The 15,690-nt window shown below is 56.9% G+C and carries 15 protein-coding genes; 11 read left to right on the forward strand and 4 right to left on the reverse strand.

Going from position 1 to position 15,690, the window contains the following annotated elements; genetic code table 11:
* The first annotated feature begins 27 nt into the window (after nt 1-27).
* Both ACOTX7_RS01885 and ACOTX7_RS01890 read left to right on the forward strand, forming a co-directional pair.
* Nucleotides 28-2,637 (forward strand): DUF2339 domain-containing protein, encoded by a 2,610-nt coding sequence (locus ACOTX7_RS01885; RefSeq protein ID WP_221256974.1) that lies wholly within the window; start codon nt 28-30, stop codon nt 2,635-2,637.
* A complete protein-coding gene (locus ACOTX7_RS01890; protein ID WP_221256975.1) occupies nt 2,634-4,013 on the forward strand; it encodes a DUF3999 domain-containing protein in 1,380 nt (459 codons plus the stop codon). The genes ACOTX7_RS01885 and ACOTX7_RS01890 overlap by 4 nt, the downstream gene beginning before the upstream one ends.
* 56 nt (nt 4,014-4,069) lie before the next feature.
* On the opposite strand, the gene ACOTX7_RS01895 is transcribed toward ACOTX7_RS01890, so the two are convergent.
* The gene (locus ACOTX7_RS01895) at nt 4,070-4,672 is read right to left on the reverse strand and encodes a peroxiredoxin C (RefSeq protein ID WP_003859113.1); all 603 of its coding nucleotides are present in this window, start codon (nt 4,670-4,672) and stop codon (nt 4,070-4,072) included.
* A 127-nt stretch (nt 4,673-4,799) separates the two neighbouring features.
* Nucleotides 4,800-5,381 carry an ACP phosphodiesterase gene (gene acpH, locus ACOTX7_RS01900; RefSeq protein WP_047355281.1) on the reverse strand — a complete coding sequence of 194 codons (582 nt, stop codon included), beginning with the start codon at nt 5,379-5,381 and terminating at the stop codon, nt 4,800-4,802.
* A gap of 92 nt (nt 5,382-5,473) precedes the next feature.
* Here acpH and queA point away from each other — a divergent pair, with 92 nt between their 5' ends.
* The 7 genes from queA (at nt 5,474) to ACOTX7_RS01935 (ending at nt 12,136) form a co-directional block, all read left to right on the forward strand.
* Nucleotides 5,474-6,544 (forward strand): tRNA preQ1(34) S-adenosylmethionine ribosyltransferase-isomerase QueA, encoded by a 1,071-nt coding sequence (gene queA / locus ACOTX7_RS01905; protein ID WP_221256976.1) that lies wholly within the window; start codon nt 5,474-5,476, stop codon nt 6,542-6,544.
* 53 nt (nt 6,545-6,597) lie between these two features.
* Nucleotides 6,598-7,725: a tRNA guanosine(34) transglycosylase Tgt gene (gene tgt, locus ACOTX7_RS01910; protein WP_003859110.1), complete on the forward strand. Its 1,128-nt coding sequence runs from the start codon at nt 6,598-6,600 to the stop codon at nt 7,723-7,725.
* Between the two features lie 22 nt (nt 7,726-7,747).
* Nucleotides 7,748-8,080 (forward strand): preprotein translocase subunit YajC, encoded by a 333-nt coding sequence (gene yajC, locus ACOTX7_RS01915; RefSeq protein ID WP_003859109.1) that lies wholly within the window; start codon nt 7,748-7,750, stop codon nt 8,078-8,080.
* A gap of 27 nt (nt 8,081-8,107) precedes the next feature.
* Complete coding sequence (gene secD / locus ACOTX7_RS01920) at nt 8,108-9,955, forward strand: protein translocase subunit SecD (protein ID WP_003859106.1); 1,848 nt, start codon at nt 8,108-8,110, stop codon at nt 9,953-9,955.
* A 10-nt stretch (nt 9,956-9,965) separates the two neighbouring features.
* Nucleotides 9,966-10,937 (forward strand): protein translocase subunit SecF, encoded by a 972-nt coding sequence (gene secF, locus ACOTX7_RS01925; protein ID WP_006809915.1) that lies wholly within the window; start codon nt 9,966-9,968, stop codon nt 10,935-10,937.
* 142 nt (nt 10,938-11,079) lie between these two features.
* Entirely contained in the window at nt 11,080-11,445 is a 366-nt protein-coding gene (locus ACOTX7_RS01930) for a VOC family protein (RefSeq protein ID WP_221256977.1), read from the forward strand.
* Nucleotides 11,446-11,455: 10 nt separating this feature from the next.
* Nucleotides 11,456-12,136, forward strand: a complete 681-nt coding sequence (locus ACOTX7_RS01935) for a helix-turn-helix transcriptional regulator (protein ID WP_006809913.1) — start codon at nt 11,456-11,458, stop codon at nt 12,134-12,136.
* A gap of 125 nt (nt 12,137-12,261) precedes the next feature.
* Here ACOTX7_RS01935 and ACOTX7_RS01940 read toward each other — a convergent pair whose 3' ends face one another.
* Nucleotides 12,262-13,146, reverse strand: coding sequence for a nucleoside-specific channel-forming protein Tsx (locus ACOTX7_RS01940; protein ID WP_032673778.1), 885 nt, complete (start codon nt 13,144-13,146; stop codon nt 12,262-12,264).
* Between the two features lie 268 nt (nt 13,147-13,414).
* On the reverse strand, nt 13,415-13,954 hold the full coding sequence (locus ACOTX7_RS01945) for a DUF3251 domain-containing protein (protein ID WP_221256978.1): 540 nt from the start codon (nt 13,952-13,954) through the stop codon (nt 13,415-13,417).
* A 152-nt stretch (nt 13,955-14,106) separates the two neighbouring features.
* Here ACOTX7_RS01945 and nrdR point away from each other — a divergent pair, with 152 nt between their 5' ends.
* Nucleotides 14,107-14,556 carry a transcriptional regulator NrdR gene (gene nrdR / locus ACOTX7_RS01950; protein ID WP_003859099.1) on the forward strand — a complete coding sequence of 150 codons (450 nt, stop codon included), beginning with the start codon at nt 14,107-14,109 and terminating at the stop codon, nt 14,554-14,556.
* A gap of 4 nt (nt 14,557-14,560) precedes the next feature.
* Nucleotides 14,561-15,664, forward strand: a complete 1,104-nt coding sequence (gene ribD / locus ACOTX7_RS01955; protein ID WP_047355283.1) for a bifunctional diaminohydroxyphosphoribosylaminopyrimidine deaminase/5-amino-6-(5-phosphoribosylamino)uracil reductase RibD — start codon at nt 14,561-14,563, stop codon at nt 15,662-15,664.
* Nucleotides 15,665-15,690 lie beyond the last annotated feature (26 nt).

Consider the following 15,690-nt stretch of genomic DNA (forward strand, 5'->3'; position numbering starts at 1 on the left):
CGGATCGTTTACGGTGAAGGTGGAAACATGGACGAGCTTTACATCCTTGGCTGTTTGTTCCTGGTGTTTGCGTTGGTGGTGGCACCCGTGCTGGCGGTGATAGGGTTTAACCGAAGCACGGCGGCGAGGCAGGAGATCGCCCGGCTTCGCCAGCGCATTGAGGCGCTTGAGCAGCGCGGTGTGGCTGATAAAGCGCCGGAGCGGGTTCAAACTGCCGCGCCGCTGGAGGAGCCAGCGCCGGTGGCCGAGGCCGTTACCGCACCTGTCGATCCCTGGCGTCCCGCACCGCCCGTCACTGAAGCTGAACCTGCGCCTGTACAGGCGGCAAAACGACCTTCCGCCTTTGGCGGCATCCTGACCTCGCTGACGCGCTGGTTTATGCAGGGCAATCCGCTGGCAAAACTGGGGATTGTGCTGCTCTTCCTCGGCCTCTCTTTCCTGCTGCGCTATACGGTTGAGCATTCACTGTTTCCGCTTGAGCTTCGCCTGGCGGCCACGGCGCTGTTTGCCATGGTGCTGCTGGTCATTGGATGGCGGCTGCGGCACAGACAGCGGATTTACGCGCTGATCCTCCAGGGCGGAGCGACCGGCGTGCTCTACCTGACCGTCTTTGGCGCATTCCGGCTGTGGCAGATGCTGCCGATGACGCTGGCGTTTGCGCTGCTGGTGGTGATTTGCGCGGCGAGCGTCGGACTGGCCATGCTGCAAAAGGCGCTCAGCCTTGCCATGCTGGCGAGCCTCGGCGGGTATCTTGCGCCGCTGCTCCTCTCTACCGGGGGCGGTAGCTTTGTGGCGCTGTTCTCCTTCTATCTTCTGCTGTCCATCGGCATTCTCGTTATCAGCATCTGGCAGCACTGGCGCGAGCTAAACCTGCTCGGGCTGCTCTTTACATTCGGCGTTGGCGGGGTGTGGGGGCTGAGCGACTACCAGCCGGAAGACTATGTTATCTCTCAGCTGTTCCTGATCGCCAATACGCTTATTTTTGGCGTGTTTAGCGTAGCGCTGTCGCTGCGGGCGCAGGAAAAAGGCAAACAGATTATTGATGGCGTACTGCTGTTTGCCCCGCCGCTGGTGGGGTTTGGGATGCAGTACGGCATGACGTCACACTGGACGTACGGCCCGGCGATCGGCGCGCTGGGCTATGGTGCGTTTTATCTCTCACTGGCGTTCCTCGCGCTACGACGCTATCCCTCCATCGGGCGACCACTGGTTATGGCGGCGCTGGCGATCGGCGGCGGGTTTGCCACGCTTGCCATTCCGCTGGCGCTTTCGGCGCGCTGGACGGCGATGGCCTGGGCGCTGGAAGGGCTGGGGATCCTCTGGCTGGGCGTACAACAGCAGCAGCGGCGCATGAGCTATAGCGGGACGGCGCTGCTGGTGCTGGCGCTCGGCAGCGCGATATGGGCGCAAATGGACGGCGTCACCTCGCTGAGCCTGCTGCTTATTTTCGCGGTGCTTAGTCTTTGCTGGCTGGCTGCGGCCTGGCTGTGGCGGAAAATTGCGCTGCCGGGCAGCTGGGTATTGCTGGCCGGTGGGTTGCTGTTCTGGTTAGTGGCGCTGCTGGGTGCGTCACAGTTGATCCTGAAGCAGGAGTTATCGGTTCTGGCAGGTGTGCTGGCCCTGACGGCGGCGTCGGCCTGGGGCTGGCGGCAGGCTGCCGCTCGTCTGGCATGGCGGGAGCTGGATGCCAGCAAATGGCTGCTGTGGCCGGTGATGCTGCTGATGGTGCTGTATCAGGTCTGGCAACAGCAGATCCTGGCGGCCGGTTGGGCAAATCTGGCCTGGGGTATGGCGCTGCCTGCCGCCCTGATGCTCCTGCGGCGCGACGAAGATAAACTTCTGGCGCGCACCTCAATGGGGCTGCACCTGTCGCTGGTGTGGATGATTTTACTCGCCCTGGCCGCCGAGATTTACTGGTTTGCCCGTTCCCTGCCATGGGGCATGGCGGCCTGGGGAAGCGGCATTGCGATGGCTGTCGGCGGCGGAGTGATTATGGCGCTCTCCGCGACAGTACGCCGACGCGTGTGGCCGTTCCGGGCATGGCCAGCCCTCTATGCCTGCCTTGCCGTGATCCCAGTGGTGGTGGCACTCATGGTATTGCTGGTGGTGACCAATTTCCAGGACGGGGTGGTCTACCGGCAGACATGGCTGCCGCTGGTGAACCCGCTTGAGGAAGGGGCGGCGTTTGCGCTGCTGGGGCTGGTGGTCTTTTATCGGGCTGTGGATCGCTACTACCCGGCATCGCTTGCGCAATCCCGCCCGTGGCCCGCCGTTGTGCTGATGGCGTTTGGCTTCTGGTGGCTTAACGGCGCGCTGCTTCGCGCGCTGGCGTGGTACGGTGAGGTGGCCTGGAATATGGAGTCGTTGTGGCATTCGCGGCTTATCCAGACCACCTTTGCCCTGTTCTGGATGTTCTGCGCGCTGGTGGTCATGATCCGCGCCACCCGTCGGGCCTCCCGCCAGGAGTGGCTTGGCGGTGCGGTGCTGCTGGGCGTGGTGATGCTTAAACTGATGCTGGTGGACAGCGCGGGCGGTGGTGGCCTGGCGCGCGCCGTCGCGTTTATTGGCGTGGCGATCCTGGTGCTGATTGTGGGCTATTTCTCGCCGCTACCGCCTAAGGCAGGAGAAGAAAAATGAAATGGATGAAAGCGGTTTGTTGTTCAGCGCTGCTGGCCCTGGCCGGTCCTGCATTCAGCGAAGGCGCGCCAGCGGAATCCCCACGTGATTATGCCTACGGCCTGTCCCTTGATACCTCTGCCTCTTCGCCGTGGTATCGGGTCATGCTGCCGTTGGCGGTTTATCAGCAGAGCACATCGCCCGATTTGCGCGACGTCCGCGTGTTTAATCAGTCGGGCGAGCCGGTACCGTTCAGCCTGATTACTACGACGCGCCCACAGCCAGCACTGACCACCACGGCGCTGCGCCTCTTTGCGCTTAACGCCTCACCGGGCGGGGAAGAGGGGAGTGGCGATAAAATCATGCTACGGGCCAGAAACGGCGTGGAAATTGTGCTGGAAGGGCAGCACGCGGCGTCTTCCGGGCAGCACTATCTGCTGACCCTGCCGGAAAACGCGACGGAGGTTCCGCTCTCTCAGCTCCAGTTAAACTGGGAGACGCCGGATGGCTCGTGGCAGGGGACGGCCTCGGTCTATTACAGCGAGGATCTGAAAAACTGGTATGCCCTGCGTGAAGAGATGCCGCTGCTGGATGTGGTGAGCGGACAGGATCGCCTGAAGCTCGATCGCATCGATACCGATCTGGTGTTATCCCCTGAGGCGAATCGTTATCTGCTTTTAGTGCTGAACACGGGGCGTTCTGCTCTGACGTTAACCGGCGTCAACGCGATTAACACCCCAGCGCAGCCGGAATCGGAACACATTAGCCTGGCGGGAGAGGGGGAGCGGTTATCCGAAAGCGAAGCCGTGTGGCGCTGGATGCGTCCGCAGCCTTTGAGTGCGATCGGCTTCATGCTGAATGGCGAGGGTGTTCTCCCGGCAGAAATAGCATGGCGGGGGGCAGACAAGGATCGGTGGCACACGCTGAAAAAAGAGGTGGTCTACCAGCTCGGCGGTAAAACGTCTGAACCTGTTCCGCTCTCGGGCGGGCTGGTCGAGGCGGTAAAAATTAAGACCCTCAATGCGCGTCTGCCTGAGAACCTGCCGGGCGTGATCGGGCAACGGGTGCGCTATGATCTGGTGTTCAATGCGCAAGGGAAGGGGCCGTACCTGCTTGCGTGGGGGAACGGGGCCGCGAAACCGGCGAGCGTGGAGACGGATATGCTGATCCCGGCCGGGCTACGTAAAACCTACGATCTGGCAGCCCTGCCGGTGGCCGATACGCTGGAACCTGTCCCGTTGGGTGGCGAGGCGCGTTTAACCGCGACGTCTGCGGCAGAGCAGGAAAGCAGGATGAAAACGCTGATGGTCTGGGGCGTACTGATTGCAGGGGTGATGGTGCTTGCGGGTATGGCATGGCGCATCTGGCGCGAGGTAAAAAAAGACGGCGCGGCATAAAGCATCAGGTATAAAAAAACCCGCGTATTCGCGGGTTTTTTCGTAAACCGTGCCGATTACAGGCTGGATACGTTCTCAGACAGGTATTTAGCTACGCCGTCTGGAGAAGCAGCCATACCTTCTTTACCTTTTTCCCACTGAGCCGGGCACACTTCACCGTGCTCTTCGTGGAACTGGAGCGCGTCAACCATGCGCAGCATTTCGTCGATGTTACGACCCAGCGGCAGATCGTTCACAACCTGGTGACGAACGATGCCGTTCGCGTCGATCAGGAAAGAGCCACGCAGTGCAACGCCAGCGTCCGGATGTTCGATACCGTAAGCCTGCTGGATTTCGCGTTTGATGTCCGCAACCATCGCGTATTTCACCGCACCGATGCCGCCGTTTTCGACAGGGGTGTTACGCCATGCGTTGTGTACAAATTCAGAGTCGAAGGAGACGCCAACCACTTCCACGCCACGCTTCTGGAATTCTTCGTAACGTTTGTCGAACGCGATCAGCTCAGACGGGCAAACGAAAGTGAAGTCCATTGGCCAGAAGAACAGAACGGTCGCTTTACCGTTGGTGTGCTGTTTGAAGTTGAAGTTTTCAACGATTTCACCGTTGCCCAGAACGGCGGCAGCTGTAAAATCCGGAGCCGGACGAGTTACCAGAACCATATGATTCTCCTGTAGATACTAAGGTTATTTAGAACGCAACGCGGGCCAGTATAGAGGCAGTACGGGAATAAGACAAAGAGGTGGTAACAATCGTTCCACCAGCTTTTACCTATCAATCGAACCGACTTCACAGTTCTTTGTTTTTTGCCTGCGCCATCATACGCGGATAGAACTGCCAGAAGCGGGTTTCCAGCGCATCGTAATGTTCATCCAGGTCATGCCATGAGTCGCGCAGCGCGTCCAGCCGCGGGCGACGGCTCGCCATGCCGTTCAGCACGTTCTGAATGAAATCCATCTCGCGGTATCGCTCCAGCCAGCGTTCAGACCACAGATAGTTATTCAGATTCACAAAGCGCGGCGGGGAGTCCGGCAAAATGATCGACACCTGCGCGTGGGCGTAGCGCACAAACTCAGGCAGCGACATGTCAGGCGACAACTGTAACCAGTGGCGCGACAGGAAGTGATCCCACATGACGTCGAGCGTGATCGGCGCCACGCGGCGGGTTTCGGGGCGGAACCAGGCTTTGGCTTCCGTCACTTCCGGCAGGTTATCGGTCAGCACATCGATACGGCGATGCATAAAAATCCCGTCGACAACCTCGGGGGAATACGCTTCCGCAGGGTTGCCGCGCACAAAATCGGCCAGCAAATTGCCGGAAAGGGAGCTGTCCGCGAGATGAGCGAGATGCAGGTGAGCGAGAAAATTCATGCGTTTTATTTGTCCAGAAGCGGCTAGTTGTTGCAGCAAAAGGGTGTGAGCACTAGACTATGCCGCCTGTTTTTAAGTCACGAGTATACGTCATGCGCGTCGCCGATTTCTCCTTTGAACTACCTGAATCCCTGATTGCTCACTACCCCATGCCTGAGCGTAGCAGCTGTCGCTTGCTGTCACTGGACGGGCCAACGGGCGCGCTGACGCACGGTACTTTCACCGATCTGCTCGACAAGCTCAACTCTGGCGATCTGCTGGTCTTTAACAATACCCGCGTGATCCCGGCGCGTCTGTTTGGCCGTAAAGCCAGCGGCGGCAAGATTGAAGTGCTGGTCGAACGTATGCTCGATGATAAACGTATTCTGGCACATATTCGCGCATCCAAAGCGCCGAAGCCGGGCGCTGAGCTGCTGCTGGGGGATGACGAGAGCATCAAAGCGACCATGACCGCGCGTCACGACGCATTGTTTGAAGTGGAATTCAACGACGAGCGTACGGTGCTCGATATCCTGAACACCATCGGCCACATGCCGCTGCCGCCGTATATTGAGCGCCCGGACGAAGAGGCCGACTGCGAGCTGTATCAGACCGTCTACAGCCAGAAGCCTGGCGCAGTGGCGGCGCCAACGGCGGGTCTGCACTTTGATGAACCGCTGCTGGAAAAACTGCGCGCCAAAGGCATTGAGATGGCGTTCGTGACGCTGCACGTCGGCGCGGGTACGTTCCAGCCGGTGCGCGTGGACAGCATCGAAGACCACATCATGCACTCCGAGTATGCCGAAGTGCCGCAGGAGGTTGTGGACGCGGTGCTGGCGGCGAAAGCGCGCGGTAGCCGCGTTGTGGCCGTGGGTACAACGTCGGTACGTTCCCTTGAGAGCGCCGCGCAGGCCGCGAAAAGCGAGCTGATTGAGCCGTTTTTTGGCGATACGCAGATCTTTATCTACCCGGGTTATCAGTACAAAGTCATTGATGCGCTGGTGACCAACTTCCATCTGCCTGAATCGACGCTGATTATGCTGGTCTCCGCGTTTGCGGGGTATCAGCATACGATGAACGCCTACAAGTCTGCGGTAGAACAAAAATATCGCTTTTTTAGCTACGGTGACGCGATGTTTATCACGTACAATCCGCAGGCTTTGAATGAGCGTGTCGGGGAATAAGTCCGCGGCACCGTGTTACAACGTTGGACTGTTTTTCTGACGTCGGAGAAAAAATGAAATTTGAACTCGATACCACCGATGGCCGCGCGCGTCGCGGTCGTCTGGTGTTTGATCGCGGCGTGGTAGAAACCCCCGCGTTTATGCCTGTGGGCACGTACGGCACCGTAAAAGGGATGACGCCGGAAGAAGTTGAAGCCACTGGCGCACAGATTATCCTCGGCAACACCTTCCACCTGTGGCTGCGTCCGGGTCAGGAGATCATGAAGCTCCACGGCGATCTGCACGATTTTATGCAGTGGAAAGGCCCCATTCTCACCGACTCCGGCGGTTTCCAGGTCTTCAGCCTGGGCGATATTCGTAAAATCACCGAGCAGGGCGTACATTTCCGTAACCCGATTAACGGCGATCCGATCTTCCTCGATCCGGAAAAATCCATGGAGATTCAGTACGATCTCGGCTCCGATATCGTGATGATCTTCGACGAATGTACGCCGTATCCGGCGGACTGGGATTACGCGAAACGCTCCATGGAGATGTCCCTGCGCTGGGCGAAGCGTAGCCGTGACCGTTTTGACTCCCTGCAAAACAAAAATGCGCTGTTCGGCATTATTCAGGGCAGCGTTTACGAAGATTTACGCGATATCTCGGTTAAAGGTCTGGTAGAGATAGGCTTTGATGGCTACGCTGTCGGCGGTTTGGCTGTGGGTGAGCCGAAGGAAGATATGCACCGTATTCTGGAGCATGTTTGCCCGCAAATCCCGGCGGATAAACCACGATACCTGATGGGTGTAGGTAAACCAGAAGATCTGGTGGAAGGCGTACGTCGCGGCATTGATATGTTCGACTGCGTCATGCCAACCCGAAACGCGCGTAACGGTCATCTGTTCGTTACCGATGGCGTGGTGAAAATCCGTAACGCGAAGCATAAGAGTGACACCAGCCCGCTCGATTCCGAGTGCGATTGCTATACCTGTCGCAATTATTCTCGCGCGTACCTGCATCATCTCGATCGTTGCAATGAGATTTTAGGTGCGCGTCTCAATACCATTCATAATCTTCGTTATTATCAGCGCTTAATGGCTGGTTTACGTAAGGCTATCGAAGAGGGTAAATTAGAGAGCTTCGTGACCGATTTCTACCAACGTCAGGGGCGGGATGTTCCACCGTTGAACGTTGATTAATTTTAATAATGAGGGAATTTGAATGAGCTTTTTTATTTCTGATGCGGTAGCAGCAACGGGTGCACCAGCGCAGGGCAGCCCGATGTCTCTGATTCTGATGCTGGTTGTGTTCGGTCTGATCTTCTACTTCATGATCCTGCGTCCACAGCAGAAGCGTACTAAAGAGCACAAAAACCTGATGAACTCCATCGCGAAAGGCGATGAAGTCCTGACTAATGGTGGCCTGGTGGGTCGCGTAACCAAAGTAGCGGAAAACGGCTACATTGCTATCGCCCTCAACGACACCACTGAAGTGGTTATCAAACGTGACTTCGTAGCTGCCGTTCTGCCGAAAGGCACCATGAAGGCGCTGTAATCCCAACTTTTCCCAAAGGGAACTGCCGTGTTAAACCGTTATCCTTTGTGGAAGTACATCATGCTGGTCGTCGTGATTATCGTCGGCCTGCTGTACGCGCTTCCCAACCTGTATGGTGAGGATCCGGCCGTTCAAATCACTGGCGCGCGCGGTGTCGCCGCCAGTGAGCAAACGCTGATCCAGGTCCAGAAAACGTTACAAGAAGAAAAAATTACCGCTAAGTCTGTGGCACTGGAAGAGGGCGCAATTCTTGCTCGCTTCGACACCACCGACACGCAGCTCCGCGCACGTGAAGCGCTGATGGGCGTGCTGGGTGATAAATATGTCGTGGCGCTTAACCTTGCTCCTGCAACCCCACGCTGGCTGGCTGCGCTGAACGCAGAGCCAATGAAACTGGGTCTTGACCTGCGTGGCGGCGTTCACTTCCTGATGGAAGTGGATATGGATACCGCGCTCGGCAAGCTACAGGAACAGAATATCGACAGCCTGCGCAGCGATCTGCGCGATAAGGGCATTCCGTACACCACCGTACGTAAAGAAGATAACTACGGCATGAGCATCACGTTCCGCGACAGCGCGGCACGCGATCAGGCTGTGACCTATCTGTCTCAGCGTCACCGCGATCTGGTGATCACCTCTCAGGGCAGCAACCAGCTGCGTGCGGTAATGACCGACGCGCGTCTGAGTGAAGCGCGCGAATATGCCGTTCAGCAGAACATCAACATTCTGCGTAACCGTGTAAACCAGCTGGGCGTGGCGGAGCCACTGGTACAGCGTCAGGGTGCTGACCGTATCGTGGTCGAACTGCCAGGTATCCAGGACACCGCCCGTGCGAAAGAGATTCTGGGCGCGACGGCGACCCTGGAGTTCCGTCTGGTTAACTCCAACGTCGATCAGGCTGCTGCGGCCTCAGGCCGTGTGCCGGGCGATTCCGAAGTGAAACAGACCCGCGAAGGCCAGCCGGTTGTGCTGTACAAACGCGTGATCCTGACCGGTGACCATATCACCGACTCCACTTCAAGCCAGGATGAGTACAACCAGCCGCAGGTTAACATCTCGCTGGATAGCGCAGGTGGCAACATCATGTCTAACTTCACCAAGGACAACATCGGTAAACCGATGGCGACCCTGTTCGTGGAGTACAAAGACAGCGGTAAGAAAGACGCCAATGGCCGTGCGGTACTGGTGAAAGAGGAAGAGGTGATTAACATCGCCAACATCCAGTCTCGTCTGGGTAACAGCTTCCGTATTACCGGTATCAGCAACCCGAACGAAGCGCGTCAGCTCTCTCTGCTGCTGCGTGCCGGTGCGTTGATTGCGCCAATCCAGATTGTTGAAGAACGTACCATCGGTCCAACCCTGGGTATGCAGAACATCAAACAGGGTCTGGAAGCGTGTCTGGCTGGTCTGGCGGTGTCCATCATCTTCATGATCTTCTTCTATAAGAAGTTCGGTCTGATTGCGACCTCCGCGCTGATTGCCAACCTGGTGCTGATCATCGGCATTATGTCCCTGCTGCCGGGGGCGACGCTAACCATGCCAGGTATCGCGGGTATCGTTCTAACCCTTGCGGTGGCGGTCGACGCCAACGTACTGATAAACGAACGTATCAAAGAAGAACTGAGCAACGGTCGCTCTGTACAGCAGGCGATTGAAGAAGGCTACAAAGGGGCGTTCAGCTCCATCTTCGATGCGAACGTAACAACACTGATTAAGGTTCTTATCCTGTATGCAGTGGGTACTGGCGCGATCAAAGGCTTTGCGATTACTACCGGTATCGGTGTCGCAACGTCGATGTTTACCGCTATTGTCGGCACCCGTGCCATCGTGAACCTGCTGTACGGCGGCAAGCGCGTCAAAAAGCTGTCTATCTGAGGAGTGCGTTGTGGCACAGGAATATACTGTTGAACAATTGAACCACGGCCGTAAAGTCTGGGACTTTATGCGCTGGGACTACTGGGCCTTCGGCATTTCAGGGTTACTGCTGATCTTGTCCATCGCCGTTATGGGCGTGAAAGGCTTTAACTGGGGTCTGGATTTCACCGGAGGTACGGTGATCGAAATTACCCTGGAAAAACCGGTCGATATGGATCAGATGCGTGAATCGCTGCAAAAAGCGGGCTTTGAAGAGCCGCTGTTGCAGAACTTTGGCAGCAGCCGCGACATCATGGTGCGTATGCCGCCGGTGCACGATGCCAATGGCAGCCAGGAGCTGGGCAGTAAGGTCGTTCAGGTGATTAACGAAACGACCAGCCAGGATGCAACGGTTAAGCGTATTGAGTTTGTCGGCCCGAGCGTCGGTGCAGACCTTGCGCAGACCGGTGCGATGGCGCTGCTGGTGGCGCTGATCTCCATCCTGGTGTACGTCGGTTTCCGCTTCGAGTGGCGACTGGCGGCCGGTGTGGTTATCGCCCTGGCGCACGACGTGGTGATCACCATGGGCATACTGTCTCTGTTCCACATTGAGATTGACCTGACCATCGTGGCATCCCTGATGTCCGTTATCGGTTACTCACTGAACGACAGTATCGTGGTATCTGACCGTATTCGTGAAAACTTCCGTAAGATCCGTCGCGGTACGCCGTACGAAATCTTTAACGTGTCGTTGACCCAGACGCTGCACCGTACGTTGATCACCTCCGGTACCACCCTGATGGTGATCCTGATGCTGTTCCTGTTCGGTGGCCCGGTGCTGGAAGGCTTCTCGCTGACCATGCTGATTGGTGTCTCCATCGGTACGGCGTCGTCTATCTACGTCGCGTCCGCGCTGGCACTGAAACTGGGCATGAAGCGCGAGCACCTGCTCCAGCAGAAGGTCGAAAAAGAAGGGGCGGATCAGCCGTCCATTCTGCCGTAAGCCGACGTTTAGCGCGTTATTGAAATCCCGGTCTGTTGACCGGGGTTTTTTTTATCTGCTCCTGACAAACACTCCTGACAGTATGCTGTCAGGAGCCCTGTCGTAGACTCCTTCTGAACCCAAACAACAGGCAGGAGGATGTATGAAAAGCGTAATTAACTGGTTTGAAATTCCGGTCTCGGATATGGATCGCGCCATTAAATTTTATGAGCCGGTGATGCAGCTCGCGCTGCGTCGCGAGAAGATGGACTGTGCGGAGCTGGCCGTTTTCCCGCATGAGGATCCGTATACCGGCGGGGCGCTGGCAAAATTTGACGGCATTACACCGTCTTTGCAGGGCGCTATTATTTACCTGCATACTGACAATCTGGCGGCTACGCTCGATCGCATTGCCTCTGCGGGCGGCGAGTGTGTGTTTGGCCCGCTGGAACTGCCGCAAGGCATTGGCACTATAGCCCTGTTTACCGACAGCGAAGGTAATCGCGTCGGCCTCCATCAACCGGTATGAGAGTAAACCGATGACCCGACGCGCTGACCGTTTGTTCCAGATTGTGCAGATCCTGCGGGGCAGGCGTCTGACAACGGCAGCGCATCTGGCGGAAAGGCTTGGCGTGTCCGAGCGCACGGTGTACCGCGATATCCGCGACCTGTCGCTTTCCGGCGTGCCGGTGGAAGGCGAGGCGGGAAGCGGATATCGGCTGATGTCGGGTTTTGATTTACCGCCGCTGATGCTGACCAACAAGGAGTCCGAGGCGCTGATGGTGGCGATTCGCCTGCTCAAAACCTGGGGCGGGGAATCGCTGTCGCGCGAACTGGAGTCGGCTCAGGAGAAAGTGCTGGCGATCCTGCCAGAAGAGAGCCGCCGCAAAGCTGAACAGACGCGGATTTACGCGCCGGATATTGCCCTTCAGCCACACTCCCGTAGTGGTTTCGACGTGATCCACCAGGCAATTTCTGCCCTGCGTGTGCTGGCGCTGCACTACCGGGATGAAGCCGGGCAGTTAACCTGGCGTGAGGTTCAGCCGCTGGGGCTGTTCTTCTGGGGAGAGCACTGGCTGCTGGCGGCATGGTGTGAGCGGCGCGATGACTACCGCTGTTTCCGTCTCGACCGGTGTTTGCATATTACGCTGACGGAAAGACGCTTTAGCGAAAGCGCGGACAGATCTTTGGCGGATTTTTTGCGCAAGGTGAAGCAGTAAAAAGCCAGCGCCTGAGCTGGCTTATGCGCCGGGTGGCGCTTCGCTTACCCGGCCTACAATTTGCGACGTTATCGGGTTTTGTAGGCCGGGTAAGGCGAAGCCGCCACCCGGCACTCAACGCTGGATTAGAAGTTGTAACCCACGACCAGGTAACCACCCCAACCGGTAGAACGGACGCTGAAGTCGCCGTTGCCGAAGTTCAGGCTGGCGTCGTCGTTCCACTGACCACCGTTGTGCCAGTAACGCGCAACAACAGAGTAGTGCCAGTGATCGTAGTTCAGCGCCAGGATGTGGCTGGACGCGATAGAATCATTGGTGCGCGCTTTCTTACCGTTCAGGTCACGGAAGTCGTTATCGCCCAGGTCTGAGCCCCAGTCAAAGTTGGTGAAGCCGATATAGCTCAGGTTGCCGCCCCACAGCTGGGTGATTGGCACGAAGTATTTCACTTTGAAACGGTAGCCGTCCCACTCGTTCTCGTTCGCGGCGCCGTAGTTCTGCCACTGGTATTTTGCGTAGACGTTCATGGACAGGCTCATCGGCAGGCCAGTCTCAATGTCTGTACCCAGACCCATATACCAGGTGCTCTGACGACCAGACTTATTGCGGCCCATGTCGTAGATATAGTTGTTCGCGAAATACCACTCTTTGAACGGACCAAACGCCAGGCTGGTACCGGTCAGTTTGTCGATGGAGAAGCGCGGTTCGATCTCCATGAACAGTGGGGAGCCGTGGTTCCAGATACCTTTCGCATCGGTGTTACCGCCGAAGAATACCGGTGCGTCCATGTAACCGTAGAAATCAAACCAGTCTTTTTTAGCGAACGCTTCGTACTCGAGGTAAGTATCGTTACGGATCTGTGGTCCGAAACGGGTGTGGTAGCTGCCTACCACGTTAACGCTCTGGTGCCACCAGTCGGAGAGGTATTGTGGTTTGTCGTTTTCCGCTGCGTTAACAGTGAAAGAGGAGGACAGTGCCAGAACTGCACCGGCTGCGAGTAATGTTTTTTTCATAATCATGCCACTGATTGAAATTCCCTTCCGGGAGTGAAAAATGCGCGAATTGCGTTTCTAAATATTTCGTGTTTCTGCGGAGCCTATTATAGGAATCCTTGCTCACAAAAATATGTGTTGTTTCACATATCGCTCACACACGTAATCGATTGCGTTCACGTTTGCGTACTTTAGACGGGCGGGATTGTAGCGGCAATCATTTATGTTGCCAATCCATACGAAATGTAAATGTTAGCGGAGTGACATTTCACTCCGCTAAAAGGGAGGGTTATTGCGCGGCGGGTTGAATGTCGTGAATGCGGATAAAGCCCAACTGTTCTGGCGTGAGTCCGCTCAGCTGGATCGGGATATCAACATCGCTCGGCGCCAGCGTGCTGGCAGGGGCGGTGAAAAGCTGATTCTTCACGTTCACTTCCTGGTAGTTCTCCGTGGTGCCCTGAATCTGGCCCCACTCTACGGTGCCGCTGAACGCGGGAAGCGGATCGTTGGATTCACCCTGAATGCGTAATGTTGCGCGAGTACCATCGGCATTCGCTGCAACATTCACCAGAGACATCTTTAACGTACCAATCTGGCTGTTCAGGCGCGCGGGCGTATTTGCGCCTGGCAGTAAATAAACGCCATTGCTGGATTTCGCATTAAGCGCGTTCTGCTGGGTGATCTTCACGGTTTCTTTGTTAAGTTTGTCCATCGCCATGTTCAGCGTATTTACGCTTTGTTTCATCTCGCGGACTTCACTTTGCTGTGCGCAGGCGCTGAGCGTGAACAGGCTCCCCACCAGCACTATTTTCAGGTAACGTCTTGTCATTGCGTTTAATTCCTTGAAATCACAGATTGCTGCAATGGTAGACAGGATAGTGCCCCCAGGCATAGATCCTTTGTCTCAAAAAGCTCTTCCTTTGTTGTCGGGCCAGTTCAGGGTAAAATAGAAATCAGTTAACCAGATAACAGGGACATCGTATGCATTGCCCATTTTGCTCCGCTGTGGATACCAAAGTCATCGACTCGCGTCTTGTAGGCGAAGGGTCTTCCGTGCGCCGTCGTCGGCAGTGTCTGGTGTGCAACGAGCGTTTCACCACCTTTGAGGTGGCAGAGCTGGTAATGCCGCGCGTGGTAAAAAGTAACGATGTGCGCGAACCGTTCAATGAAGAAAAACTGCGTAGCGGGATGCTCAAGGCGCTGGAAAAACGGCCCGTCAGCTCCGATGACGTCGAAATGGCGTTAAACCATATCAAATCTTATCTGCGGGGGTTAGGTGAGCGGGAAGTGCCGAGCAAAATGATCGGCAATCTGGTGATGGAACAGCTGAAAAAGCTCGATAAAGTCGCCTATATCCGCTTCGCCTCCGTTTATCGCAGCTTCGAAGACATCAAAGAGTTTGGCGAAGAGATCGCCCGCTTACAGGATTAAGCTCATGCACGATGAGATGTACATGGCGCGCGCCATGAAGCTGGCGCAGCGCGGTCGGTTTACCACTCACCCTAACCCCAATGTCGGGTGCGTCATTGTTAAAGATGGCGAGATTGTGGGGGAAGGTTTTCACTATCGCGCAGGCGAGCCGCATGCTGAAGTGCATGCCCTGCGCATGGCGGGTGAGAAAGCGCGTGGCGCGACGGCCTACGTAACGCTGGAGCCATGCAGCCATCACGGACGTACGCCACCGTGCTGTGAAGCGTTGATTGCGGCGGGCGTCTCGCGCGTTGTTGCCGCCATGCAGGATCCCAACCCGCAGGTGGCGGGCCGCGGGCTGTATCGTCTGCAACAGGAGGGGATCGACGTCAGTCACGGCCTGATGATGCAGGATGCGGAAGCCATCAACAAAGGCTTCCTGAAGCGCATGCGCACCGGCTTCCCGTTTATCCAGCTTAAGCTTGGCGCGTCACTGGATGGCCGCACGGCGATGGCGAACGGCGAAAGCCAGTGGATCACCTCGCCGCAGGCAAGGCGCGATGTGCAACGTCTGCGCGCGCAAAGCCATGCTATTCTCACCAGCAGTGAAACGGTGCTGGCTGACGATCCGGCCATGACCGTGCGCTGGGATGAGCTGAATGCCGATACCCAGGCACTTTATCCGCAGGAGAATCTGCGTCAGCCGCTGCGCATTATTATTGATAGCCAGAACCGCGTGACGCCAGAGCACCGTATCGTGCAGCAGCCGGGTGAAACCTGGATTGCCCGCACCAAAGAAGATACGCGCGACTGGCCGCAAGGCGTACGCAGCATTATGGTGCCGGAGCATAACGGACATCTGGATTTAGTGGTGCTGATGATGTTGCTCGGCAAACAGCAGGTCAACAGCATCTGGGTCGAAGCCGGTCCGACGCTCGCCGGTGCGCTGCTCCAGGCGGGGCTGGTGGATGAGCTTCTCGTCTACGTTGCGCCTAAACTATTAGGTTACGACGCGCGCGGCCTGTTTGTGCTGCCCGGCCTTGAAAAACTGGCCGACGCGCCGCAACTCTCATTCAGCGAGATCCGTCCGGTAGGTCCGGATGTCTGCCTCCATTTAACGACAGCGTAATTGCTCCTGAAATAGGGAAGCAGTGC

This window comes from Enterobacter cloacae complex sp. IR5418, from assembly GCF_049238105.1.
Lineage (GTDB): Bacteria > Pseudomonadota > Gammaproteobacteria > Enterobacterales > Enterobacteriaceae > Enterobacter > Enterobacter hormaechei.

Excerpts from the sequence above, each read along its gene's own strand:
- acpH (WP_047355281.1), bottom strand. The coding sequence starts at position 5,381 with ATGAATTTTCTCGCTCACCTGCATCTCGCTCATCTCGCGGACAGCTCC.
- ACOTX7_RS01930 (WP_221256977.1), top strand. The coding sequence starts at position 11,080 with ATGAAAAGCGTAATTAACTGGTTTGAAATTCCGGTCTCGGATATGGAT.
- ACOTX7_RS01945 (WP_221256978.1), bottom strand. The coding sequence starts at position 13,954 with ATGACAAGACGTTACCTGAAAATAGTGCTGGTGGGGAGCCTGTTCACG.
- tgt (WP_003859110.1), top strand. The coding sequence starts at position 6,598 with ATGAAATTTGAACTCGATACCACCGATGGCCGCGCGCGTCGCGGTCGT.
- ACOTX7_RS01895 (WP_003859113.1), bottom strand. The coding sequence starts at position 4,672 with ATGGTTCTGGTAACTCGTCCGGCTCCGGATTTTACAGCTGCCGCCGTT.
- ribD (WP_047355283.1), top strand. The coding sequence starts at position 14,561 with ATGCACGATGAGATGTACATGGCGCGCGCCATGAAGCTGGCGCAGCGC.
- nrdR (WP_003859099.1), top strand. The coding sequence starts at position 14,107 with ATGCATTGCCCATTTTGCTCCGCTGTGGATACCAAAGTCATCGACTCG.
- ACOTX7_RS01935 (WP_006809913.1), top strand. The coding sequence starts at position 11,456 with ATGACCCGACGCGCTGACCGTTTGTTCCAGATTGTGCAGATCCTGCGG.
- queA (WP_221256976.1), top strand. The coding sequence starts at position 5,474 with ATGCGCGTCGCCGATTTCTCCTTTGAACTACCTGAATCCCTGATTGCT.
- ACOTX7_RS01890 (WP_221256975.1), top strand. The coding sequence starts at position 2,634 with ATGAAATGGATGAAAGCGGTTTGTTGTTCAGCGCTGCTGGCCCTGGCC.
- yajC (WP_003859109.1), top strand. The coding sequence starts at position 7,748 with ATGAGCTTTTTTATTTCTGATGCGGTAGCAGCAACGGGTGCACCAGCG.
- ACOTX7_RS01940 (WP_032673778.1), bottom strand. The coding sequence starts at position 13,146 with ATGAAAAAAACATTACTCGCAGCCGGTGCAGTTCTGGCACTGTCCTCC.
- ACOTX7_RS01885 (WP_221256974.1), top strand. The coding sequence starts at position 28 with ATGGACGAGCTTTACATCCTTGGCTGTTTGTTCCTGGTGTTTGCGTTG.